The 20,517-nt window shown below is 33.9% G+C and carries 33 protein-coding genes; 3 read left to right on the top strand and 30 right to left on the bottom strand.

What is annotated here, in order from left to right; genetic code table 11:
* Nucleotides 1-49: 49 nt before the first annotated feature.
* The 21 genes from DOK76_RS03720 to DOK76_RS03820 all read right to left on the bottom strand — a co-directional run bounded on the left by DOK76_RS03720 (nt 50) and on the right by DOK76_RS03820 (nt 8,355).
* Complete coding sequence (locus DOK76_RS03720; protein WP_206965082.1) at nt 50-445, bottom strand: hypothetical protein; 396 nt, start codon at nt 443-445, stop codon at nt 50-52.
* A gap of 28 nt (nt 446-473) precedes the next feature.
* A complete protein-coding gene (locus DOK76_RS03725) occupies nt 474-1,052 on the bottom strand; it encodes a hypothetical protein (RefSeq protein WP_206965083.1) in 579 nt (192 codons plus the stop codon).
* Nucleotides 1,053-1,065: 13 nt separating this feature from the next.
* On the bottom strand, nt 1,066-1,353 hold the full coding sequence (locus DOK76_RS03730) for a hypothetical protein (protein WP_206965084.1): 288 nt from the start codon (nt 1,351-1,353) through the stop codon (nt 1,066-1,068).
* A 25-nt stretch (nt 1,354-1,378) separates the two neighbouring features.
* Nucleotides 1,379-1,654: a hypothetical protein gene (locus tag DOK76_RS03735; protein ID WP_206965085.1), complete on the bottom strand. Its 276-nt coding sequence runs from the start codon at nt 1,652-1,654 to the stop codon at nt 1,379-1,381.
* On the bottom strand, nt 1,644-1,904 hold the full coding sequence (locus DOK76_RS03740) for a hypothetical protein (RefSeq protein WP_206965086.1): 261 nt from the start codon (nt 1,902-1,904) through the stop codon (nt 1,644-1,646). Before DOK76_RS03740 ends, DOK76_RS03735 begins: the two co-directional genes overlap by 11 nt.
* Nucleotides 1,894-2,304 (bottom strand): phage replication protein, encoded by a 411-nt coding sequence (locus DOK76_RS03745; protein ID WP_242542190.1) that lies wholly within the window; start codon nt 2,302-2,304, stop codon nt 1,894-1,896. The genes DOK76_RS03740 and DOK76_RS03745 overlap by 11 nt, the downstream gene beginning before the upstream one ends.
* Before the next feature lie 11 nt (nt 2,305-2,315).
* Nucleotides 2,316-2,516, bottom strand: coding sequence for a hypothetical protein (locus tag DOK76_RS03750; RefSeq protein WP_206965087.1), 201 nt, complete (start codon nt 2,514-2,516; stop codon nt 2,316-2,318).
* A gap of 178 nt (nt 2,517-2,694) precedes the next feature.
* A complete protein-coding gene (locus DOK76_RS03755) occupies nt 2,695-2,829 on the bottom strand; it encodes a DUF2292 domain-containing protein (RefSeq protein WP_206965088.1) in 135 nt (44 codons plus the stop codon).
* A 109-nt stretch (nt 2,830-2,938) separates the two neighbouring features.
* Nucleotides 2,939-3,202, bottom strand: a complete 264-nt coding sequence (locus tag DOK76_RS03760) for a hypothetical protein (RefSeq protein WP_206965089.1) — start codon at nt 3,200-3,202, stop codon at nt 2,939-2,941.
* A 36-nt stretch (nt 3,203-3,238) separates the two neighbouring features.
* Nucleotides 3,239-3,853: a hypothetical protein gene (locus tag DOK76_RS03765; RefSeq protein WP_206965091.1), complete on the bottom strand. Its 615-nt coding sequence runs from the start codon at nt 3,851-3,853 to the stop codon at nt 3,239-3,241.
* Between the two features lie 10 nt (nt 3,854-3,863).
* Nucleotides 3,864-4,355, bottom strand: a complete 492-nt coding sequence (locus tag DOK76_RS03770) for a hypothetical protein (RefSeq protein ID WP_206965093.1) — start codon at nt 4,353-4,355, stop codon at nt 3,864-3,866.
* Between the two features lie 18 nt (nt 4,356-4,373).
* Nucleotides 4,374-5,207, bottom strand: a complete 834-nt coding sequence (locus DOK76_RS03775) for a DnaA ATPase domain-containing protein (RefSeq protein WP_206965094.1) — start codon at nt 5,205-5,207, stop codon at nt 4,374-4,376.
* A 10-nt stretch (nt 5,208-5,217) separates the two neighbouring features.
* Entirely contained in the window at nt 5,218-6,063 is an 846-nt protein-coding gene (locus tag DOK76_RS13100) for an LvrA C-terminal domain-related protein (protein ID WP_242542191.1), read from the bottom strand.
* A gap of 2 nt (nt 6,064-6,065) precedes the next feature.
* On the bottom strand, nt 6,066-6,419 hold the full coding sequence (locus DOK76_RS03785) for a hypothetical protein (RefSeq protein ID WP_206965095.1): 354 nt from the start codon (nt 6,417-6,419) through the stop codon (nt 6,066-6,068).
* On the bottom strand, nt 6,412-6,609 hold the full coding sequence (locus DOK76_RS03790) for a hypothetical protein (protein WP_206965096.1): 198 nt from the start codon (nt 6,607-6,609) through the stop codon (nt 6,412-6,414). The genes DOK76_RS03785 and DOK76_RS03790 overlap by 8 nt, the downstream gene beginning before the upstream one ends.
* Complete coding sequence (locus DOK76_RS03795; protein ID WP_206965097.1) at nt 6,609-6,827, bottom strand: hypothetical protein; 219 nt, start codon at nt 6,825-6,827, stop codon at nt 6,609-6,611. The genes DOK76_RS03790 and DOK76_RS03795 overlap by 1 nt, the downstream gene beginning before the upstream one ends.
* Complete coding sequence (locus DOK76_RS03800; protein WP_206965098.1) at nt 6,817-7,122, bottom strand: hypothetical protein; 306 nt, start codon at nt 7,120-7,122, stop codon at nt 6,817-6,819. The genes DOK76_RS03795 and DOK76_RS03800 overlap by 11 nt, the downstream gene beginning before the upstream one ends.
* 105 nt (nt 7,123-7,227) lie before the next feature.
* Nucleotides 7,228-7,506 (bottom strand): hypothetical protein, encoded by a 279-nt coding sequence (locus tag DOK76_RS03805; RefSeq protein WP_206965099.1) that lies wholly within the window; start codon nt 7,504-7,506, stop codon nt 7,228-7,230.
* A 1-nt stretch (nt 7,507) separates the two neighbouring features.
* Nucleotides 7,508-7,681 (bottom strand): hypothetical protein, encoded by a 174-nt coding sequence (locus DOK76_RS03810; RefSeq protein WP_206965100.1) that lies wholly within the window; start codon nt 7,679-7,681, stop codon nt 7,508-7,510.
* Nucleotides 7,682-7,821: 140 nt separating this feature from the next.
* The gene (locus DOK76_RS03815) at nt 7,822-8,136 is read right to left on the bottom strand and encodes a hypothetical protein (RefSeq protein WP_206965102.1); all 315 of its coding nucleotides are present in this window, start codon (nt 8,134-8,136) and stop codon (nt 7,822-7,824) included.
* Entirely contained in the window at nt 8,137-8,355 is a 219-nt protein-coding gene (locus tag DOK76_RS03820) for a helix-turn-helix domain-containing protein (RefSeq protein WP_206965103.1), read from the bottom strand. It abuts the gene before it with no gap.
* Between the two features lie 158 nt (nt 8,356-8,513).
* Between DOK76_RS03820 and DOK76_RS03825 the strand changes: the two genes are divergently transcribed.
* From DOK76_RS03825 to DOK76_RS03835, 3 genes are read left to right on the top strand one after another with little or no spacing between them, the layout of a single operon-like run.
* Nucleotides 8,514-9,095, top strand: coding sequence for a helix-turn-helix domain-containing protein (locus DOK76_RS03825; RefSeq protein WP_206965104.1), 582 nt, complete (start codon nt 8,514-8,516; stop codon nt 9,093-9,095).
* A 55-nt stretch (nt 9,096-9,150) separates the two neighbouring features.
* Nucleotides 9,151-10,293, top strand: a complete 1,143-nt coding sequence (locus DOK76_RS03830) for a site-specific integrase (RefSeq protein WP_206965105.1) — start codon at nt 9,151-9,153, stop codon at nt 10,291-10,293.
* 17 nt (nt 10,294-10,310) lie between these two features.
* Nucleotides 10,311-10,535 carry a hypothetical protein gene (locus DOK76_RS03835; RefSeq protein WP_206965106.1) on the top strand — a complete coding sequence of 75 codons (225 nt, stop codon included), beginning with the start codon at nt 10,311-10,313 and terminating at the stop codon, nt 10,533-10,535.
* A gap of 99 nt (nt 10,536-10,634) precedes the next feature.
* Here the strand turns inward: DOK76_RS03835 and sufB are convergent, their stop codons facing one another.
* The 9 genes from sufB to DOK76_RS03880 form a co-directional block, all read right to left on the bottom strand.
* Nucleotides 10,635-12,029: a Fe-S cluster assembly protein SufB gene (gene sufB, locus DOK76_RS03840; RefSeq protein ID WP_206965107.1), complete on the bottom strand. Its 1,395-nt coding sequence runs from the start codon at nt 12,027-12,029 to the stop codon at nt 10,635-10,637.
* Between the two features lie 14 nt (nt 12,030-12,043).
* The gene (gene sufU, locus DOK76_RS03845) at nt 12,044-12,514 is read right to left on the bottom strand and encodes a Fe-S cluster assembly sulfur transfer protein SufU (protein ID WP_206965108.1); all 471 of its coding nucleotides are present in this window, start codon (nt 12,512-12,514) and stop codon (nt 12,044-12,046) included.
* Complete coding sequence (locus tag DOK76_RS03850; RefSeq protein WP_206965109.1) at nt 12,501-13,733, bottom strand: cysteine desulfurase; 1,233 nt, start codon at nt 13,731-13,733, stop codon at nt 12,501-12,503. The genes sufU and DOK76_RS03850 overlap by 14 nt, the downstream gene beginning before the upstream one ends.
* A gap of 1 nt (nt 13,734) precedes the next feature.
* Nucleotides 13,735-15,024 carry a Fe-S cluster assembly protein SufD gene (gene sufD, locus DOK76_RS03855; protein ID WP_206965112.1) on the bottom strand — a complete coding sequence of 430 codons (1,290 nt, stop codon included), beginning with the start codon at nt 15,022-15,024 and terminating at the stop codon, nt 13,735-13,737.
* A gap of 20 nt (nt 15,025-15,044) precedes the next feature.
* Nucleotides 15,045-15,815, bottom strand: coding sequence for a Fe-S cluster assembly ATPase SufC (gene sufC, locus DOK76_RS03860; RefSeq protein WP_206965113.1), 771 nt, complete (start codon nt 15,813-15,815; stop codon nt 15,045-15,047).
* A 223-nt stretch (nt 15,816-16,038) separates the two neighbouring features.
* Nucleotides 16,039-17,730, bottom strand: coding sequence for an LPXTG cell wall anchor domain-containing protein (locus tag DOK76_RS03865; protein WP_206965115.1), 1,692 nt, complete (start codon nt 17,728-17,730; stop codon nt 16,039-16,041).
* 139 nt (nt 17,731-17,869) lie between these two features.
* Nucleotides 17,870-18,709, bottom strand: a complete 840-nt coding sequence (locus DOK76_RS03870) for a MetQ/NlpA family ABC transporter substrate-binding protein (protein ID WP_206965116.1) — start codon at nt 18,707-18,709, stop codon at nt 17,870-17,872.
* Nucleotides 18,710-18,734: 25 nt separating this feature from the next.
* Nucleotides 18,735-19,421, bottom strand: coding sequence for a methionine ABC transporter permease (locus tag DOK76_RS03875; RefSeq protein WP_206965117.1), 687 nt, complete (start codon nt 19,419-19,421; stop codon nt 18,735-18,737).
* Nucleotides 19,414-20,451, bottom strand: a complete 1,038-nt coding sequence (locus DOK76_RS03880; RefSeq protein ID WP_206965118.1) for a methionine ABC transporter ATP-binding protein — start codon at nt 20,449-20,451, stop codon at nt 19,414-19,416. The genes DOK76_RS03875 and DOK76_RS03880 overlap by 8 nt, the downstream gene beginning before the upstream one ends.
* Between the last annotated feature and the right edge of the window lie 66 nt (nt 20,452-20,517).

The following is a 20,517-nucleotide window of genomic DNA, read 5'->3' on the forward strand; positions in this document are numbered from 1 at the left end:
TAATTCACCTCCTATTTTCTTTTATTTTTTAATCTTACAAAACTTAAAACTAAACCACCTCCTTATTATCTAATTCATCGATAGCTTTTAGGAATTCGATATATTGGTTAACGTATCCATCAATTTCTGATGTTCTAGTTATTTCTTTGGTTATCGCCTTACACCACTTAGCGCCATTAAAACCAATTAATCTTAATGCTCTATTGACCTCTTTAGTCATAGTTGCTGCATAGACATTATTAAATTCTTTAACTGAAGCTTTGCTACGATATAATCGTTCTATTTCTTTATTAATTTTTGCAGCAGATCCAATAAGATTAGACTCTAACTTGTTTTTTAATATAAAATCTAACTCATTATTCACTTCTATAGATTTAAGCACTGTATTAAGTAAAATTTTATCCATAGCTTTATTCATCTTTTTTATATTTTCATGATATTCCATTTTCATATACTCCCTACGTCAACTCAAACTATTTATTATGACTCTCCAACTCATCATCAATGTTCTTTTTCATAGTCTCTAACTTACTTCTTCCCGCTTCAGTAAATAAAAAATTGATCCATGGCCATTTGGGAAATATTGAAAAGTCATCTGAATCTTTATAGTCAGACAATCGATTAACTTCGTTTCTTATGTCATTTTCGTGTTGATGGATCTTTGTTGAAATAACCTCAGATAGTTCCAACGCATTACTTAAACAGTCGCTTAACTGTTTCATTTCTTTAAACATAGGATTCATATCTCGTATCTCATGCTCCATGATGTTATTACCAAGACGTCTTAAACTAGCATTATTATTTTTAACAAATTCATCATATTCTTGTTTAGAAGAATCAACTTTGTTCTCATAAGCTTCTAAGAGTCTTTCTAAGCTAGTAACTTCTTGTGATAACTCTAAACTAGGCTCTTGAGCTAATTGCTCTTTTTTAGTTGTAAAATCAACTTTAGTAACTGAAGCTAAGTTCTTGTACTTAGCGTGAACATCTTTTAAATCAGTATATTTCTGTATCTCTTGGTTAATTAATTCCTTTGATTCATTAGTTATCACTGTAATCCCTCCCTTAATTCCATAGTGTACAGTTTCTGCTTTTTAGATCTCTTTCATTATTAGATTCTGCAGAACTTTTGACTAGAGTAGTTAAATAGTCATCAGAATTACTTTTATCTTTTTGTTGTCTTTTCGCCTTGTTGCTTTCTGCGAATTCCGTAGCAAATACTTCTTGAGTATCGTAATCTGTTACCTGTAAAATTTTATTCTGAGTTTCACTTAACTCATGCTTTCTAGTAAGCAAGTCCGCCTGTCTTACTTGTTGTAATTCTTTTGATGTTTGCTCAATTGATTCTGTCATTATTAATTCCTACTTTCTTTTATTGTTAGATAAAATAAGTTCTCTTTAAACCTTCAACTAATTTTTTATCTATATCTTTAAACTTTACTTTTTTCATTTTTTCATCAATCAATACATCGATTTCTTTCGATACTTCATCTAAATCTGATTTATCTAAATTAATTATTTCTCTTAACCTTTGATCTGACATATCGCTAAATACTAATTTAGAATAAACATATCTTATAAAACCATCATTCTCTTTATCATTTGCTTTTTCCTCTAACGCTTTTATTCTGTTTAATACGTTCTTATTCCTCATAAACATCCCAACAATCTTTAGCTAATTGGTTTAGTATTTCATCTAAATAGGCAGTTAACCCCTGTTCTGTTAATCGTTTAGAAAAATCGACAGCATCTTGCTCTACCTCAAAAGTTAAATGAAACACTTTCCATTTACCTTCTTCAATCTTTGTAACTTTTCTTTTATCTCGTGGAATAGGTATAATATCTGGTCCTATAATTTCTTCCATTTTTTTGATTCTTGCTAACAAACTATTATTAATAGCCATCTTCTACACCTACCGCTTTTTCTAATTCTTCAATACGTTCTTGTGTATCATCAATCTCAATCGAACGATACGCCACATCTAACACATTCTTAGCAGCCTGTACCCTAGAACTTGGCGTAGCAGTATCATCAAGCATGACTTCATTCAGTGTATTGACGGCATCTATTGAACTCTTTTGTAATTTAGCCGTTACATCTTGCATTAATTCACGTCTGATAGATCTATACTCTTTCATAAAATTTTCGTCCTTTAGATACCTATAAGCCGTTGTTTTAGCAATTCCAGCCTTCTCACACGCATGTTCAATAGAAGATGTTTCTAACAATGCTTTTAAAAATTTATCCTGTCTTTGATTTAACATAAAGCGCTCCTTTCTGATTAATTCGTAGCGTTTAGACATTAATCGTCTACTTAGTCGATATCATCAATAAAAACTACGTCATAACCATTCTCGTTTGCATATTGATCTAGTTGTTGCTCATTAAACTTCCATGGACCAAAAGTTCCGTCATTGTTTAAATCAGTAATTAGCACTGGATTTTTAGGTTTTATAAGTATTTTTTCTACTTTAGTAATCCGATTCGCTAATGATCTTTTATAAAAACTAGTCATTCTTACCTCCCCAAAACCTCCCTAGATTTTCAAATAAAAAAGAGGACAAACTAAAAATTCAATTAAGAATCATTAGTTTGTCCTCTGGTTTTCCAGTCAGACTTGTATCAATATGTTACCTATATTATACCATTTCATAGCATTTTATACTACTTTTATAAGCATTTCCGTACTCTTTTTACACTAATTTTTGAGTTGTTTTTGTTTCCAATCTCATCACTTTTCCATCTTGAATGACTAGAGTTATTTCACCATATTTAGGCACTTCCACCGTTGTATTTTTCCCTTTTGAATCAATATAAATTTTATCCATTTATTTACCTTCTTTCGCTCGTTCAATTTTAGAAGCCTATTTTTATGTTTTTATTTTATAGTGATGATACTAGATATTGCCGCCATCGATAACTAGTACCTGGTCGATATCACTTTAATTTCTCTTTATTAATTGAAACTTTCATATAATTGGTTGCTATAGTCTGCATGACTTTTAAATCTTCATCGCTACACTTGTTTAAATTGCCTAATGTCATTAACAGATCAGCTTGAATCTTTTCATTTTCTTTTTTCACCTCAATAGCTTCAGTTAATGCATCCTCAGCTTTCTTTATTAAATCATCTTGCTTTTCAAGTAACTCAGCATAACTGATTTTTCTTAAATGCTTCGGTACATACATTATTTTAAACATGATGTTCCTCCTTTTTCTAACCTAGCCAAAACCTCACTAGTATCTCATTTGCCATTCTTCTAATTCGTACTGATTTAACGCCTCACGAAGAAATCCGTATCTTTCTAATTTCTCAACACCTAATCGAGTTGTTTCGTCCCTCATATCAAACACTTTCTTTTTGTCTGATGTCATGCCGATACTTAAAGTGACATCATCTATTGTTATCCAAGTAGAATCATAAATACTTGGCACAATATCCACTTCTTTTACGTATAAGAATTGGTTTATTTTTAGATAAATCATTTCTTCTCGTTTTAAAATTAATTGACCGACTTCTATCATGATTTTTTCAAGTTCAATCTCAGCAAGTCGCCTCTCTTTTGAGTAATCAGCTGGTTCCATGTTCAGCTTGAAAGCCATCGCCTTATCACTAATAGGAATATTACTAGTGTATACTCCCCTTTTGTGGTCAAAGTTCCCTAAATTTGGAGTGTCATAATACTTAGCTTTTAAAATATCCAAGCTCTCTTTTGGTAATTTAGGTAGGCTATTAAATAATAATTTTGCATTTTCAACTTCTCTTAAACTTAAAATACTTCTATTTGTTTCTAACATCTTCCAACGTCTTAAGTAATATTGTGAGCGAACGCTCTTATAATCTCTACCCACTCTATCCCTCCTATATTGCGAATAAATTAGACAAAACATTCAAATTACTATCAAAATCCTTTGATAGTTTAATACATGGCAATTTCTCAGGTACTTCTATTCCTTCCCTTAAACAAATCATGATCTCGATTTCTTCTATTTCGTCCAGAAGATTGTCTTTTAATTTTTCAGATAATTCCATATTATAATTTTGCTTAAACTTCATCATAAGCTCGTTATAATCGCTATGAGGCAATTCGCTCAAATACTGATTAAAGTATCGTCTCCTTAATTCAAAGCGTTCTATACGCTTGTCAATCAATTCTATAGCCATGATATGTTCTATTGCCATCTTATCAACTCTGAATGCTCTAGCCTGAACGCCTAGCTCTGTGTAGTCTGTTCTTGTAGCCATATTTTGAGAATAAAAGATGTTATCAGCCTGTTTTTTGTATCTAATCAGCCGATTAATCGACTCGTTAAGGTTAAAGTATTTTTTTACTACTTCCAATTCATCAAACATCTTTTATTCTCCTTTTGGCTATTGTTTTAATTTATAAGCTATTGGTCTTTTGTCACTAATATGGTTAAAATCCATGTAAATAACATTTGTCTTAATTCTAGAAATAATACGTTCATCCATAAGGTTACCTAATTGCTCTATGGTTAAGTTACTAGTGAATAATGTAGATTTACCTTCCCTAGCATTTAAAACATTATAGAGTGTGTTTATAGTGAAGTCTGTCGCCTGTTTAGTAGTATTCATGGATAACTCTGCTCCGATATCATCTAGTCCTAAAACATCTGCGTCACTTAATAATTTCATATAGTAAGCTTCACCTTTTAATTCAGTTGGATCATTAAAAGATTTCTTGATATTGCTTAGCAACTTAGGGACTGAGACGAACAAACAACGCTTTTCAGTACTTAACTCATTGACATTTTTTAAGATTCCTACCAACAAATGACTTTTACCAGTTCCAGCTCCACCGTACATGAATACATTTCTACTATCAGCAATTACATCATGAGCCACTTGATTAGCTTGTCTCTTGATAAAACTTTCTTTCTCGTCTTTGTTGACGTAATTCTTAATACCATCATCTAAAATATTTTTATTGTGAACGATACTATTTTTATAAAAGAATGATCTTCTGCCTTCTGCCGTGTTATCAAAATGTTCCATTGTCTTTTTATAGGCGAACTCTTGACCTCTATCTATTAAGAAACATCTAGGACAGATAATCTCACTGTGAAAATGAATCATATTAACTTTCTCATGACCTTTCACATCGCAGCATTCAGATAATTCGATATATCCAGTACGTTCTATTTGTTCATCAGGTATTTTGACACTCCCCATTTTCATTGCCATCTAATCCCTCCTAAAATGGTAAACTATCCAAATCGTAGTCCTCTTTCGGCTCTGGCATCTTTCCGACATCTTCATACATTTCTCGCCATTCTGGTGGAACAACTACATAATCTGGTTTAGCATTTGAAATATTGTTAGTAGTAATATATTCATCATTCCAACATTTTCCGTTGAACCAAGTTGAACCTTGTTTAATAAATTGTATATCTGTCTTTTGAAAATTAATTTGTTTCTTGTATGCATTTATACCGTTTAAAATAGTTGAGTCCTCTACACCGTCTTTTATAGCTTTCTTGTAAGAGTTAAATGCTTTGTCCTTACCTTGCTTCCGTCCAGTTGGATATTGGTCCCAAAGCTCATCGAATCTATTTTTAAGACTGACTTTGGCAGCTTCCTTAGAAGGTGACTTATTATTATTTGTAGTCTCTGAAGAAGTCTCTGAGTAGTCTATGGTATTGGTTGGTTCATTTTGACCTTCTCCATTGGTGCAATTTGAACCACTCGTAAGGTCATTTTGACCCAATCGTTGGCTCACCTCTTCTAAAAAGTCATAATTCACAGAATACCAGACTGTTTTATCGAATCCAGCTCTATTAAAATTGCCTTTCATTATCAATTCTTTTTTTGCCAATGATGTAATTGTCCTCTTAATCGTCGCTATACTCCAAAAGGGAAATTGCTTATTCCAATCCTCGTAGGTGTTATATATCCATTTTCTGTCATTAATTTTTTTAGCACTTTTACTATTAAGCCAATAATGTAACTGCTGTAGGAATATTGCTTCATTTAGTCCAATTTCTTTAGCAAGCTTCGGTAAAACTTGTATTGGATAGTCATCTATAAGTAACTTACTCATATTTAAACCTCCAACCTTTCTTGATAGGATAAGTTAATATTTTTATTCCAATCAATTAAATCAGCAGATTCAACAATTTCAATTCGTTTGTTCAAATCAATAACTTGGTTTTTAATGCCATTTAAGCCTTGTGAGCGTTGTTCATTGGTTAATGGTATAAATATACCTCCCAGACCTCTGTTAGCTACAATCGGTATTTTATACTTGAATACAAGGCTGCTAATAACGCTTTGGACTTCTCTTAAATTAAGACTCGTTAACTGGCATATATCGTTTAAAGTCACTTTCTTACCTGTTCCTCTTGGAATCATTGATAAAACAGACGATTCGATTACTGATAGTTCTTTTTTATTCAATAGCAGCACCTCCATAAGTTGAGAGTTCAAAATTTGTACCAAGTACATGAATAGTTTTATTGTCATTTGTAATTAATTGAGCTGAATATAATTCATCAGACAATGGATAAGAAACACTTTTAAAGAATGATTTAAGCAAAGGAATAGTAACGTTATTATTATGAGTATCTTTAAACTTTAGTAATCTCATTAATTCCCTCCTATTGAAAAATCAACCATTTCATCAGCATGTTTTTCAGCTAATAATTTTATTGAAGCTATTAATCCATTAATTTTATTGATATCTTCAACAGTAATATCAGAACTATTGAATTGACAATAAATATACGTCTCTAAAGCCTTAATAGCATTACTCAATTGATTAGCATCTGCCGTTATTAAATCAACATCATTTTTCTTATTTTTCATCTTTTGTACCCCTTGAAGCTCTTATCATAGTTTTATCTTCCAACTCTTCAGCAACTTTAAAAATAAAATCATCAGCTTTATTCGTGATGATAACCATATCCTCTAAATCATTCTGAATAACCGATAACACTCCATCATTTTCTAAAGCTAAATAGAAAACCATAGCTTTTTCTTGAACACTTTTTTCTTTAGATAAAAGTGTTCTTAGTAAACTGAAATAACCCTTTTGAAGTTCTAGATTCCTAGATACTTGATTTAATTCTTTAGATAATTCTTTTATTTCTTCAACATTCATTCAAATTCCCCATTCTGTAGTATTTTGTGATAGAATGAGGTAAATAGTCTGTACAAATTCTATTTACCTCAGCACGCTTAGAACGCCAATTCTAGTGTGCTATTTTTATTCATATAAAAAATCCTGGACTCTTTCAATTCCTTCTACTTCTTTTTTGATAGCTTCTAACTCTTTAATAACTTCACCTAGTTTTTTACTTGTTGAATAAGCTTGAACATTACCCTTTTTATCAAGTAATACGCTTCCTTCATCCGTTACAATTTCTAGAATAGAAATTTGCCCTTTGATTAGTTCGTCCCATCTTGAATAGTAGTCATAAACTTTATTTTCTAAATCTCCAAATGTTGGATCTTTTTCTGTACCTAGATCAATCATTTTACTCATGTTAATTTCCTCTTTTCATATTATTTTGGTTAAAACTCACAATGTCATGATTGAATAACCATAATATTGATAATACGATTCCTATTGATATAGCAATCTTTAAACTTAATGCTGCTACTCCTAAACCAATTAAATAAGTTGCTAATAAAACTGCTTGCCTACGACTTTTACACACTCGCTCACCTCCTTAAAAATTTAACCTACTAAATTTAACGACTTCATCATTAATACATTGAAAACATTGTTAAAATACAATTTGTGACTACTTTGGGCTTTTATGTCTGTTCAATCAGTCTGTATTGGCGTGGTGATTCTTTAATTTTCTTCTTCATTTTCGAGCATCCAAGCTCTGACTTGATTCTTACTAAATACTGTTTTTCTTTCTGACAAAGAACGTCCTTTAGGTAAACCTTTGGCTAGTAACTCCTCAACATATCCATCAGAACAATCATTAAGGAATCTTCTTAGTTCTGCTTTGGAATACATGAGATCATTATCTAGTCCTGTATCTTTCCTAGCCTTTCGAATCGCATCAATAAGCACTGTAGTAACTTGGTTACCTATCTGACTTAATTGTTCATCAGATAGAACGTGTGATACTTCGATTTGTAGTTGCTCCATTTGTTTCATTTACTCACCTTTTTCTTCAATGTCAAAAATTTCTTCGAACTCAACACCTAATATCTCAGTTATTTTTTTTGATTTTGGTGAAGAAATTCCAGATCTTTTATTTAAAAAATTTGAAAATGATGCTTGATTCATGGGTATTAATTCTGAAAAATCTTTTTGACTGTAACCCTTAATAAGTAACGCTATTTTTAATTTATTAGTTTTAGCGACAATCTTCATTCTTTATCTCCTTTCCAACTTCTAAAATAAGAAGTTTATAATATACATGATATCTAATTTTAGATAAAAGTCAATATATAATTTTAGATAAATATATTTTGATTATCAATCTAATATAAGATATAATTGTGTTGCTTAAACGAAAGGGTGTGAAATTTATGAAAAAAGATTTAATAAAACTTGGAAAAACAATTAGAAATAATAGGGTACATAATGGATACTCTAGTGCTGAAATCGCTAGTGCCGCTGGTGTAGCCCAAAGTTATATTTCCGATTTAGAGAATGGGAAAAAGGTTAATCCGAGGATTGATGTTCTAAAAAAAATTGCGAATAAAATTGCTGATAATCAATATGAATGGCTCAGATTAGAAAATGAACTTTTAACATTAGCAGGATATGAAGATTTTGCTATGGAGGAAAAAGAAAACGTTAAGACTTTAGAATCTTTTGTTTCTGAATTAACAAAAGATTTAGGAACACCTCTTAAAAAAAATGAATTCATGAACTTTTATAAAGATGCTGAAGGAAAAGAATTTTCATATAGGTATCAATGTTACTCAAAAGAAGAATACTTTGATATCCATAGAATCATTGCTAATAGATACCAAATGAATGTTGTAGATAAGAACGAACTAAAAGAAATAGGTTTCACTCCTATAAATTATCGAGGTAAAAACTTATCTTCAGAAGACGTAAGAAAGATAATAAAAGTTTTAGATCTTTTTCTTGACGTCAATTAAAATAACTAAACAACCCTATTACCCCTATTGGCGTGGTGGTAGATAGGAGAAAACAATGACACAAATTAAACCATATAAAACAAAAGACAATTTAACACGTTACTTCTTTAACGTTTATGTAGGACGTAACCCAAAGACTGGTAAGAATGTTTACCGTAAGCGACAAGGATTTAAAACTAAGAAGCAAGCTCAAATTGCTCTAGCTGATCTATTAAAAGATATAGAGGAAAATGGCTTGTTCAATGAAACTAAAGTCATGACGTTTAAAGATTTATATGATATGTGGTTAAAGCAACACCGTTTAAATGTAAAACCCTCTACCATAGCAACCAATAGGCGCTTTGTAGAAGGTCATGTACTGCCTCATTTAGGCGATATGAAATTAGATGATATAACTGTTGTCTACTGTCAGAAGCTTGTTAATGAGTGGTATGAGGAATATAAGCAATATCCATACTTTCGTAAGGTTACGGCTCAAATTATGAGGTATGGCGAAGCTATGGAGATTATGAAAAGTAATCCAATGGCTAAGACGATTCTTCCACGTAAGAAGGAAGAGGAAAAGAAATTACAATATTACACCAAAGAAGAATTACAACACTTCTTTAAGTGCCTGGAACAATTTGGAAACTATAAACAACTAGCTTTCTTTAGGGCGTTGGCCTTCACTGGATGTCGTAAGAGTGAGATATTATCTCTTCAATGGGAGGATATTGATTTATTCAATAAAACGGTGTCTATAGGTAAAACGCTAGCAATAGATGAAAACCTTCATATTATAATTCAAACACCTAAAACAAGCTCTAGTATACGAGAAATAAGCCTAGATGATGAAACAATCAAGATACTGTCTAGGTGGCGTAGTATTCAACGTGAGGAATATTTTCAAATGGGATTTAACACAACAAGTGATAAGCAATTTGTATTTACCAATAAACGAAATGAATTATATTACCCACAAGTTGTAAATGACTGGTTAAAATACTTAATAAAAAAGTATAAGCTCCCTAAAATCACACCTCACAACTTCAGGCACACACACGCAAGCTTATTATTACAAGCAGGCATACCTGTAAAAGAAGTGAGTGAACGACTAGGACACAAAGATATTAAGATTACTTTAGAAATTTATTCTCATGTAATGCCTGAAGAAGCAGAAAAAACGGCTAGCAAGTTCGCTAACTTTGTTGGTTTTTAAAAAAGGAGGTTTATCCCATGAGAAGAATTAAGAGATTAGCAAAAAAATTTTTTTGGCCATGGATATTTTTAGGTATATTCTGTACACTCGCCTCAACCATGCTAAATTATTTTTTCCCTGGAAGTTTTATAGATATCTTTATTGATAAAGCTATGTCGTATGTGTTCGCGCCTGTTATTACTGGTATCATCATTATAGGTTTAGGATTTATGGATGAATATGATAGAAAGCTAAAAGAATAACAACAATGCACAGACCTTTTCACAGACCTCACCTATTTAAGACAAAATAAAAAGGCTAGGAATGTTGTAATATAAACGTTCCTAGCACATCTTATTAACTTATCCAACCGACCCTTCCATTTCATAACTAATCAATCGATTTAACTCAACTGCATACTCCATTGGAAGTTCTTTCGTAAATGGTTCAACAAATCCCATAACAATCATCTCTGTTGCTTGTTCTTCGCTTAAACCACGACTCATCAAGTAGTATAACTGCTCTTCTGATATTTTTGATACTTTCGCTTCATGTTCTAATGCCACATGGCTATTGTGAATTTCGTTAAACGGAATCGTATCACTCTTAGATAATTCATCCATAATAATCGTATCACATTCAATATGTGAGATTGAGCCAGCGCTGTTTTTGGCAAATGTCACTTGCCCACGGTAGTTAACTTCTCCACCGTCTTTAGCAATTGATTTGGACACAATTGAACTTGATGTGTTCGGTGCATTATGAATCATTTTAGCCCCTGTGTCTTGGATTTGATTTGCTCCAGCAAAGGCTACTGATAACATAGTTCCACGAGCACCTTCACCGTCAAGGTAAACACTTGGGTATTTCATCGTTGTTTTAGCTCCCAAGTTACCATCAATCCACTCAACTGTTGCGCCAGCTTCTGCTTTAGCACGTTTAGTCACTAAGTTATACACGTTATCTGACCAGTTTTGGATGGTTGTGTAACGACAATAAGCATCTTTTAGAGTATAGATTTCAACGATGGCAGCATGCAAACTGTTACTTGAATACGTTGGTGCTGTACATCCCTCAACGTAATGCACACTTGCTCCTTCGTCGACAACGATTAAAGTTCTTTCAAATTGTCCTGTATTTTCTGCGTTAATACGGAAATAAGTTTGTAGTGGCACGTCAACTCGTACACCTTTTGGTACGTAGATAAATGTTCCACCTGACCATACAGCAGAGTTTAAAGCTGCTAATTTGTTATCAGTTGGTGGGACTAATTTTGAGAAGTATTGTTTGAAAATGTCTGGGTATTCTTTCAGAGCTGTATCAGTATCTGTAAAGACAATCCCTAATTTTTCAAACTCTTCTTTCATGTTGTGGTAAACCACTTCTGATTCGTATTGAGCAGAGGCTCCAGCTAAGTATTTTCTTTCAGCTTCTGGAATACCGATACGCTCAAAGGTTTCTTTGATTTTATCTGGTACATCGTCCCAGTCACGAGCTGGTTTATCACTTGTTTTTTGGTAATATTTGATTTTATCAAAATCAATATCAGATAAATCTGGTCCCCATTTTTGCATTGGGAATTTGTTAAAGACTTCAAGAGATTTCAAGCGGAATTCTAGCATCCATTCTGGCTCTTGTTTTTGAGCAGAAATTTCTCGAACAACCTCTTCTGTTAATCCTTCTCCGGTACTGAAGATGGGTTTCACATCGTCATGGAATCCAAATTTATATTCTTCTAACTGTGGTACTTCACTCATCGTTTTTCCACTCCTTATTCTTCAGTATGTAATTGTCCTTCGACTGTTGTGTCGTTTTCTTCGATAATACCTCGCTCTAAGGCTTTCCATGCTAAGGTTGCACACTTTATACGGGCAGGGAACTTAGCGACTCCTGAAAGCATTCTAGCGTCTCCTAGTGGTTTAGGATTTTCAACTGTTTCACCTTGGACTAGCTCTAAAAAACTACCAATAATCTCAATAGCTTCTTTTTCGGTTTTGCCTTTTATAGCAACCGTCATCATACTGGCACTAGCCATACTGATTGAGCAGCCAGATCCTTCAAATTTAACATCTTCAATCACATCATCTTTAATCGCTAATTGTAATTGAATCACATCACCACACGTTGGGTTATTTAGTTCAATTTGGCTAGTAGCTCCTTCAAGAACTCCCTTATTATGAGGATGATTTGTATGATCTAAAATCACTTGGCGGTATAGGTTTTCTAATTTAGATAAAGCCATGGCTGAAAAACTCCTTTGTCGCAATAATTGCTTCCACTAATCGATCGGCATCTTCTTTGGTATTGTAAAAGTAAAAGCTCGCTCTTGCTGTTGATTGGACACCTAAGTAACTTAGTAAAGGTTGCACACAGTGATGACCTGCTCTAACTGCTACACCTTCCATATCAAGGGCAGTTGAGGTGTCATGTGGGTGAATACCGTCTAAATTAAAGGCGATTACTCCTGTGTGTTGACTTGGGTCTTTAGGACCATAGATAGTCAATCCTTCAATTTGTTGCAGTTTTGGTAACACATAAGCCACTAGCTCTTGTTCATGAGCGTGAATTTCTTCCATGCCAATTTCTGTTAAGTAATCAACTGCTGCTCCTAATCCAATAGCTCCAGCAATATTAGGTGTTCCTGCTTCAAATTTCCAAGGTAATTCTGTCCAGGTACTTCTGTCATGATAGACAAAATCAATCATTTCTCCCCCAAATTCAATGGGGTCCATCTTTTCAAGTAAGCTTTCTTTGCCATACAACACACCGATACCAGTTGGTCCACACATTTTATGACCACTAAAGGCATAAAAGTCTGCATCTAAGTCACGGACATCAATCGACATATGAGGAGCCGCTTGTGCCCCGTCAACAATCATCGTTGCTCCAACTTCGTGAGCTAGAGCACTTAATTCTTTGATTGGGTTCACCACACCAAGAACATTAGAGATATGAGCGATTGAGACAATCTTGGTTTTTGTGCTCAACTTAGACTTGAAGTCTGCCATATCTAACATGCCTTCTTCTGTTAAATCCACATAAACTAAGGTTGCACCTTTTCGCTTAGCTAATTCTTGCCAAGCTACAATATTTGAGTGATGCTCCATTTGAGAAATTAAAATCTCATCTCCTGAACCAACTACCGCTTCACCGTAACTTCTAGCTAGCCAATTAATCCCTGTTGTTGTCCCACGGGTAAATAAGACTTCTTTCGTACTTTTCGCATGAATAAAGGCACGAACCTTTTCTCTTGCTCCTTCGTAAGAAGAAGTGGCTCTTTCAGCTAATGTGTGAACACCACGATGCACATTGGCATTGTCATGCTCATAAAAATGAACGAGAGAATCAGTCACAGCTTTTGGTTTTTGACTAGTTGCAGCGTTGTCTAAATAAACCAATGGCTCGTCATTGACTTCTTGAAAAAGAATGGGAAAATCTTGTTTGATTTTGTCATCAAGCATGTTAATCAACCAGCTTTCTATCAATCACTTCTATTAATTCTTCTTGGACTTTTTTAATAGGAATAGCCGTAATGACAGATCCTAAAAAGCCTCTTGTTACTAAACGTTCTGCTTCTTTTTGAGGCAAACCACGACTCATTAAGTAGTACAACTCATCTGGATCTAAACGACCTGCACTTGCTGCGTGTCCTGCAGTTACTTCAAATTCATCAATTAAAAGAATTGGGTTGGCATCTCCACGAGCTTTATCTGAAAGCATTAAGACACGACTCTCTTGTTGTGCATCTGCTCCTTTTGCTCCTTTTAGGATATGGCCGATTCCGTTGAAGGTTAGTGTTCCTTTTTCACGAATCACACCGTGTTGTAAGATATGTCCCACTGAATGAGAGGCCATATTTGTCACACGTGTATCAATTCCTTGTGTTTGTCTGCCTGAGCTGATGGCAACAACTTTTACTTCTGAGTGAGAACCAATGCCTACTAAGTCAGAGTCAAAGTCAGCAACAACGTCACCTTCATTCATAATACCTAATGCCCAATCCACACTAGCGTCACGTAAAATATGCGCACGACGGTTCATATAAGTTGAAACATCTTTACCTAATCGGTCAATTGCAGCAAATTTGACTTTGGCACCTTTTTTAGCAATGACTTCAACAACCATATTGGCAGATACTTTTTCACTTGATTCGCCTTCTGATTGAAGTCTTTCAAGATAAGTTACCTCACTGTTTTCATCAGCAACGATTAAGACGTGTTTCACCCAAGCGCTACTATCTTCCATATTTTGGAAGAAAAGTGATTCAAATACATCTTTAACGACTACATTTTTAGGTACGTATAAAAATACCCCACCATTTAACATAGCAACGTGGAAAGCTGTTAATTTATCTTCATCCATAGGAACTGCTTTTGTCATAAAGTATTCTTTAACTAAATCACTATGCTCTCTCATCGCCGTAAAAATGTCTGTAAAAATAACACCTTGCTCAGATAATTCAACTGGCATTTGTTCGTAAAGAGTTGTCGTTCTTCCTTGAATAATCATAGGATTATCTTCAATTTTGTCAAATTCAGGTAACACTGGGTTCCCTAATATTTCTTCGTTGAGGTTACCGACATTCATTAATGGCCAACGGTGAATTTTAACACGCTCAATTTGAGGTAGCTCAAGTTCACTGATTTTTTCTAGAGCTTTCAAACGTAAATCAAGCATCCATTGTGGCTCTTCCTGACTAGCAGAAAATAATGTCATGTCCTCAAGATAATCGTTTAATTCAATCTTTTTCATTTATCTTGTCTTCCTTTCCATTATTCCTCTTCTTCAAATGTAATGCCTAATTCTTCACTGATACCTTTGTATCCTTCAGCTTCTAAGCGTTTAGCTAAATCTGCTCCACCTGTTTTGACTACGCGACCATCCATCATGATATGCACGATATCTGGCACGATATAGTTAAGTAGACGTTGGTAGTGAGTAATAATTAATGAACCAAATCCTTCACCACGCATGGCGTTAATTCCTTTTGATACTACTTGAAGCGCATCAATATCAAGTCCTGAGTCAATCTCATCTAAAATAGCAAATGTTGGTTCTAACATTAATAATTGAAGGATTTCATTACGTTTTTTCTCTCCACCAGAGAAACCTTCATTTAAATAACGTTCTGCCATTTCTTCTGGCATATCTAAAAGTGCCATTTTTTCATCTAATTTATCTAAAAAGTCCATAACAGAAATTTTGTCATCTTCATCGCGTTTTGAGTTGATTGCAGCACGCATAAATTCAGCGTTTGTGATTCCTGGGATTTCACTTGGGTATTGAACCGCTAAAAATAGCCCTGCACGAGCACGCTCGTCAACTTCCATCTCTAAAACATTTTCCCCATCTAAAAGGATTTCTCCTTCTGTTACTTCATAGTTAGGATTTCCCATGATTGCTGCTGAAAGGGTTGATTTACCTGTTCCATTTGGTCCCATGATGGCATGAATTTCACCAGTTTTCATGGTTAGGTTAACACCTTTTAAAATTTGTTTGTCTTCAATCGACACATGTAGGTTTTTTATTTCTAAAACGGACATTTCTCTTCCTCCATTTGTTTGATAAAATTTTTGTAGCTCTGCTTATTATTTTAGCTCAATTGAGAATGAACTTCAATTAGTTTCCACAATCCCTTGAGAAAACAATAATAAGCATCGAGAAACTTTTCTCTTTATTTATAATAAGTGTAAAAAAGAAAAGAGTAAACCGTTTATCATTCAAACGGTTTACTCTTTTTATTCTTTCACTAATTAAATGCTCTACTTAAGAACGTTGACGCGCTTTTTTGAAAAAGATGCCACTTCCTACCATTAATAATAAACCAAACAAGGCAACTAAAGTTGTGCTTGCTTCATCTGTTTGTGGAAGTGTTTTTCTCTGAGTCGCTGGAACGTATTGTTTATTGTTTCCTGAACCACCTGAATTATTGTTATTATTGGCAGTTGAGGTGAACGTAATTGGAATCATTTGAGCGATATCCTTTTGAATAAACTCTACATCGCTTCTAGTGAACGCTTCATTGCCTTTTTCTTTTAAGACAACATCTGCAATCGCATCTAAACTTTCTTTTGATAACTCAAAATGAGGTACTAACTCCACGCTTCCAGCTTGAAGACCAATAAAGCTACCATCTTCTTTAAAATCAATCACTGGATTTTTAATCGCTTTAAAGCTACCTTTAACAGCTACTCCATGGATTGGATCTACTGTTACTTTTCCACCAGGTGCGCCAATCCTTAGATTGTGACTACTCGCTTTAAAATGAGTTGTCACATCTATTTGAAGTTTTTCTTTCTTAGGTACGTCTTTTTCAAGGACTTTAATATCAAAAGCTTGTGTTTGTTTTTCCTCAACAAGTTTGATATCATCTACTGTTAATTCAGGCTTATTCGATGATTTAATGTAGGATTCTTTTAGTTCTTTTTTACTTTGTTCAGATACGACAAATTTAGGTGTAATCGTTGTTGAACCTACTTTTTTCGGTGTTACTTTTCCTGTTTTATCAATGCTAACAAATGCATTTGAAACAGAACTGTATTCACCTTTTAAATCAACGCCATTCACTTGTTGGACACTTAACTTAGCCGATGAACCCATCTTAATCTGAGTATTGTCTAAATTAAAACCAACAGAGTATCTAACTTCCACTTTTTCTTTGACAGGTGCTTTTTTCACTTCAATAGAGACATTTGCTGTCTTACTATCATCTACAACCACTAAATCTTCCATGGTTAAGCCGTTATCTTTATTCTCATCTAAGTAATTCTTTTTAATTGCTTCAATCGTTTTTTCCGATAAGTTATAAGTGACTTCGATTGTTTCTTTACCTGCTTTTGAAGGAGCTAATGTGCCGTCTGCTTTAAGCTCCACAACATCAGTCTTTTTAGGAACAAACTGCCCTTCCATTAGAATGCCTTTATAAGACTCACGACTAATTTTTCCTGATTTGCCCATCGTTAAGGTTTCTTGCGACAACACATAACCACTTGAAACCTTGATTGTTTCTTGTTTTCTTTCTTTAATCTCTAGATTTATTGGATCTAGTTTAATGTTTTTATTTAGGAGATTTACTGATTTTGTTTTTTCTTTGTCTATAACTTCTTTTAAAGCTTTGTAAGAGTCATCAGTTAACTTAAATACTGGCTCTACTTTTAACTTACCTGCTTTTTTAACCGTTAATCGCCCATCTTCTGTTAAGTCATACGCATCACTCTTAACAGCTTCAAATTTTCCCTCAAGTGTCACGTCTTGGTATTTATTCATTTTAATCTCTCTAGTCTCACCAACCGTGATATCCTTTGTTTCTATAGAAAATAAGGCATCATTCTTTTTCGTTTCTTCTTTTTCGGCTTTAGTTGTCTCTATTTTATCATTAACATCTTCAGCATGAACAGGTGACAAACTAACTAGGGCCAAGGTAGAACACAGTAAACAACTCACTATTACTTTCTTCATTCTCATCCAACTCCTTTTCTCGTTTTTACCTCTCATCTCTATTATAACACATAAATAACGATAGTTTTATGAAAATGATAAAAAAAAGAAAACGTTTCAAGATTTGATGACTTTCATCTCTTAAAACGTTTCTCTTATTTTACTCTACAACTGAAATTGTTCCATTCCATTTATCTTGAATAAAGTCTTTAATTTCTTTTGAGTGTAGCACTTCAATCAATGCTTTAATTTTAGGACTATCTTTATCTGAAGTTCTTGTTGCAATCACATTGGCATAAGGTGAGTTATCTTTCTCAACAAAGACACCATCTTTTTCAGGATTTAAGCCAATATTCTCAGCAAAGTTAGCATTGATAGCAATTAACTCAGCTTCGTCATTTTGGTAAGCAGTTGTTAAGATCGCTGGGTCAACGTCATACTTGAATTTCAAGTTTTTTGGGTTTTCTTCAATATCATCAAACGTTGCTTTTGATAATTCCACACCATCTTTTACTTTAACTAAACCAGCATCTTGAAGAATGGTAATCACTCGTCCCCAGTCAGATTGAGAGTTACTTACTAAGACAGTTGCTCCGTCTTTTACATCTTTCACGTCTTTAACTGATTTAGAATAAAAAGCCATTTTCTCTAAATGGATTGAACCCGCATTAGCAAAATCATATCCTTTATCTAGAATTTCTTTTTCTAAGTAAGGAATGTGTTGGAAATAGTTAGCATCTAGTTCTTTTTCAGCTAGAGCTTTATTCGGTAACACATAATCTTGGAACACTTTAATTTCTAAATCATAACCTTTTTCTTTTAACAATGGCTTAGCTTCTTCTAAAATCTCCGCGTGAGGCGTTGGAGAAGCACCAACGACAATTGTTTTATCTTCTTTAGCAGAATCTGCCTTTTTATCTGAATCTTTACTGCCTCCACATGCTGCTAAACCAAATACTAACGCTGTAACTAATCCTAATCCTAGTAATTTTTTCTTCATTTTCTTTTCCTCCTATTTAAGTTGATTATCTTTTATCTAATAATTTAACGCATAAATCACCAATACCTTGAATAATAAACACAATAGCTAAAATCAATAAAGTTGAAAGCATAATGACTGGGTAGTCATTTCCCATGAAACCTGCTTGATAAGCCAAAGTTCCAAGTCCTCCTGCCCCAACAGCTCCAGCCATAGCCGTAAAGCCAATCATTGTAATAGTTGTGACTGTCACACCAGAGATCAGCGCTGGTAAACTTTCAGGAATTAATACTTTGTAAATCATTTGGAACTGAGTCGCTCCCATTGCTGTACTAGCTTCTAAAACTCCGGAATCCACTTCACGAAAGGCAATATCAACGAGCCTTGCATAAAAGGGAGCTGCCGATAACACTAAAGCAGGAATTGCTGCACTTGGTCCTAACATCGTACCAATAAGTGCTTTAACAACAGGGAACAACAGAATCATTAAGATAATGAAAGGAATCGAGCGAAACGTGTTGCTCACGAGGGATACAACTTCATAACCAAAACGATATAGTTTCTTCTCACTCTTTCCAAAGTAAAATAGTAATAACCCTAGCAGTAAACCAATAATGATGACAAAAAACATGGAAACAAAGGTCATGTAAAGTGTTTCTTTCGTCGCAGTGATAAAACTCTCTGGTTTAATCTGACTAAAATCAAAATATGTAGCAAAAAATCCTTTATCCATGTTGCATCACCTCAATTTCTACGCCATTTTCTTGGAAGAATATTAAACACTGATCAAGTACTGATTGTTGTCCTGTTAGTTGAATCAGCATGTTACCAAATGAGGCTTGATTACTGTTTTTGATATTTGCTTGTAACACGTTAACATCCACATCAAGTTTCCTTACAGCTTGGGAGATAATAGCTTCATTAGCTTTTTCTCCTTCAAAAAGAAGTCTCACAATAATTCCATCTGGATAAGCTTCTAGTAAGTATTCAACGGCCTCTTCGTTTTCTTCTCGGTCAATCAATGTATCTTGTCTCACAAAACGCTCAGTTACTTCATGTTGTGGGTGTCTAAAGAGTGATAAAACCTCCCCTGACTCCACTACTTTTCCTTGCTCCATGACAGCTACTTTGTGGCAAATTTTTCGGATAACATTCATCTCATGAGTAATCAAAACAATGGTTAAACCAAGTTTCTTATTGATATCTAGTAGTAAATCTAAGACTTCGTTAGTCGTTTGGGGATCAAGAGCACTTGTGGCCTCATCACATAATAAAATCTCAGGCTCATTAGCTAAAGCTCGTGCAATTCCTACACGTTGTTTTTGTCCACCGGATAATTCGCTTGGATAAGCATTTTCTCTGCCACTTAGTCCTACTAATTCAATTAGCTCTTGAGCACGTTTTTGTCGCTTTTCTTTTGGTACTTTACTTAATTCAAGTGGTAGCATAATGTTTTCCATAACAGTTCGTGACCATAATAAATTAAAATGTTGGAAAATCATGCCAATTTTTTTTCGAAACTCTCTTAATTCTTTACCCTTCAATTGACTGATGTTTTTATCATGAATAATCACTTCGCCTGTTGTCGGGGTTTCTAAATTGTTTAGTAGACGAATCAAAGAACTTTTCCCAGCTCCTGAGTAACCAATAATCCCATAAATCTCACCTGTTTCAATGGTTAAATCAACCTGATCAACTGCTAACACGTCTTTTTCTTTTGTTTGGTATTTTTTAGTTATATTCTGTAGTTTAATTAGACTCATTATTTTTCTCCTCGTTTCATTCACTAATCAGATGAAAACAAAAAAGCTTCCCTCCTCTATTTACTT

The sequence above is a fragment of the Candidatus Vagococcus giribetii genome (assembly GCF_017316185.1).
GTDB lineage: Bacteria > Bacillota > Bacilli > Lactobacillales > Vagococcaceae > Vagococcus > Vagococcus giribetii.

Excerpts from the sequence above, each read along its gene's own strand:
- DOK76_RS03830 (WP_206965105.1), top strand. The coding sequence starts at position 9,151 with ATGACACAAATTAAACCATATAAAACAAAAGACAATTTAACACGTTAC.
- sufB (WP_206965107.1), bottom strand. The coding sequence starts at position 12,029 with ATGAGTGAAGTACCACAGTTAGAAGAATATAAATTTGGATTCCATGAC.
- sufD (WP_206965112.1), bottom strand. The coding sequence starts at position 15,024 with ATGAAAAAGATTGAATTAAACGATTATCTTGAGGACATGACATTATTT.
- DOK76_RS03795 (WP_206965097.1), bottom strand. The coding sequence starts at position 6,827 with ATGAAAAATAAGAAAAATGATGTTGATTTAATAACGGCAGATGCTAAT.
- DOK76_RS13100 (WP_242542191.1), bottom strand. The coding sequence starts at position 6,063 with ATGAGTAAGTTACTTATAGATGACTATCCAATACAAGTTTTACCGAAG.
- sufU (WP_206965108.1), bottom strand. The coding sequence starts at position 12,514 with ATGGCTTTATCTAAATTAGAAAACCTATACCGCCAAGTGATTTTAGAT.
- DOK76_RS03880 (WP_206965118.1), bottom strand. The coding sequence starts at position 20,451 with ATGAGTCTAATTAAACTACAGAATATAACTAAAAAATACCAAACAAAA.
- DOK76_RS03875 (WP_206965117.1), bottom strand. The coding sequence starts at position 19,421 with ATGGATAAAGGATTTTTTGCTACATATTTTGATTTTAGTCAGATTAAA.
- DOK76_RS03865 (WP_206965115.1), bottom strand. The coding sequence starts at position 17,730 with ATGAAGAAAGTAATAGTGAGTTGTTTACTGTGTTCTACCTTGGCCCTA.
- DOK76_RS03790 (WP_206965096.1), bottom strand. The coding sequence starts at position 6,609 with ATGAGATTACTAAAGTTTAAAGATACTCATAATAATAACGTTACTATT.
- DOK76_RS03815 (WP_206965102.1), bottom strand. The coding sequence starts at position 8,136 with ATGAAACAAATGGAGCAACTACAAATCGAAGTATCACACGTTCTATCT.
- DOK76_RS03740 (WP_206965086.1), bottom strand. The coding sequence starts at position 1,904 with ATGGCTATTAATAATAGTTTGTTAGCAAGAATCAAAAAAATGGAAGAA.
- DOK76_RS03775 (WP_206965094.1), bottom strand. The coding sequence starts at position 5,207 with ATGGCAATGAAAATGGGGAGTGTCAAAATACCTGATGAACAAATAGAA.
- DOK76_RS03820 (WP_206965103.1), bottom strand. The coding sequence starts at position 8,355 with ATGAAGATTGTCGCTAAAACTAATAAATTAAAAATAGCGTTACTTATT.
- DOK76_RS03870 (WP_206965116.1), bottom strand. The coding sequence starts at position 18,709 with ATGAAGAAAAAATTACTAGGATTAGGATTAGTTACAGCGTTAGTATTT.
- DOK76_RS03755 (WP_206965088.1), bottom strand. The coding sequence starts at position 2,829 with ATGGATAAAATTTATATTGATTCAAAAGGGAAAAATACAACGGTGGAA.
- DOK76_RS03805 (WP_206965099.1), bottom strand. The coding sequence starts at position 7,506 with ATGAGTAAAATGATTGATCTAGGTACAGAAAAAGATCCAACATTTGGA.
- DOK76_RS03850 (WP_206965109.1), bottom strand. The coding sequence starts at position 13,733 with ATGCTTGATGACAAAATCAAACAAGATTTTCCCATTCTTTTTCAAGAA.
- DOK76_RS03730 (WP_206965084.1), bottom strand. The coding sequence starts at position 1,353 with ATGACAGAATCAATTGAGCAAACATCAAAAGAATTACAACAAGTAAGA.
- DOK76_RS03770 (WP_206965093.1), bottom strand. The coding sequence starts at position 4,355 with ATGTTTGATGAATTGGAAGTAGTAAAAAAATACTTTAACCTTAACGAG.
- sufC (WP_206965113.1), bottom strand. The coding sequence starts at position 15,815 with ATGTCCGTTTTAGAAATAAAAAACCTACATGTGTCGATTGAAGACAAA.
- DOK76_RS03760 (WP_206965089.1), bottom strand. The coding sequence starts at position 3,202 with ATGTTTAAAATAATGTATGTACCGAAGCATTTAAGAAAAATCAGTTAT.
- DOK76_RS03825 (WP_206965104.1), top strand. The coding sequence starts at position 8,514 with ATGAAAAAAGATTTAATAAAACTTGGAAAAACAATTAGAAATAATAGG.
- DOK76_RS03745 (WP_242542190.1), bottom strand. The coding sequence starts at position 2,304 with ATGTCTAAACGCTACGAATTAATCAGAAAGGAGCGCTTTATGTTAAAT.
- DOK76_RS03750 (WP_206965087.1), bottom strand. The coding sequence starts at position 2,516 with ATGACTAGTTTTTATAAAAGATCATTAGCGAATCGGATTACTAAAGTA.
- DOK76_RS03800 (WP_206965098.1), bottom strand. The coding sequence starts at position 7,122 with ATGAATGTTGAAGAAATAAAAGAATTATCTAAAGAATTAAATCAAGTA.
- DOK76_RS03720 (WP_206965082.1), bottom strand. The coding sequence starts at position 445 with ATGGAATATCATGAAAATATAAAAAAGATGAATAAAGCTATGGATAAA.
- DOK76_RS03835 (WP_206965106.1), top strand. The coding sequence starts at position 10,311 with ATGAGAAGAATTAAGAGATTAGCAAAAAAATTTTTTTGGCCATGGATA.
- DOK76_RS03735 (WP_206965085.1), bottom strand. The coding sequence starts at position 1,654 with ATGAGGAATAAGAACGTATTAAACAGAATAAAAGCGTTAGAGGAAAAA.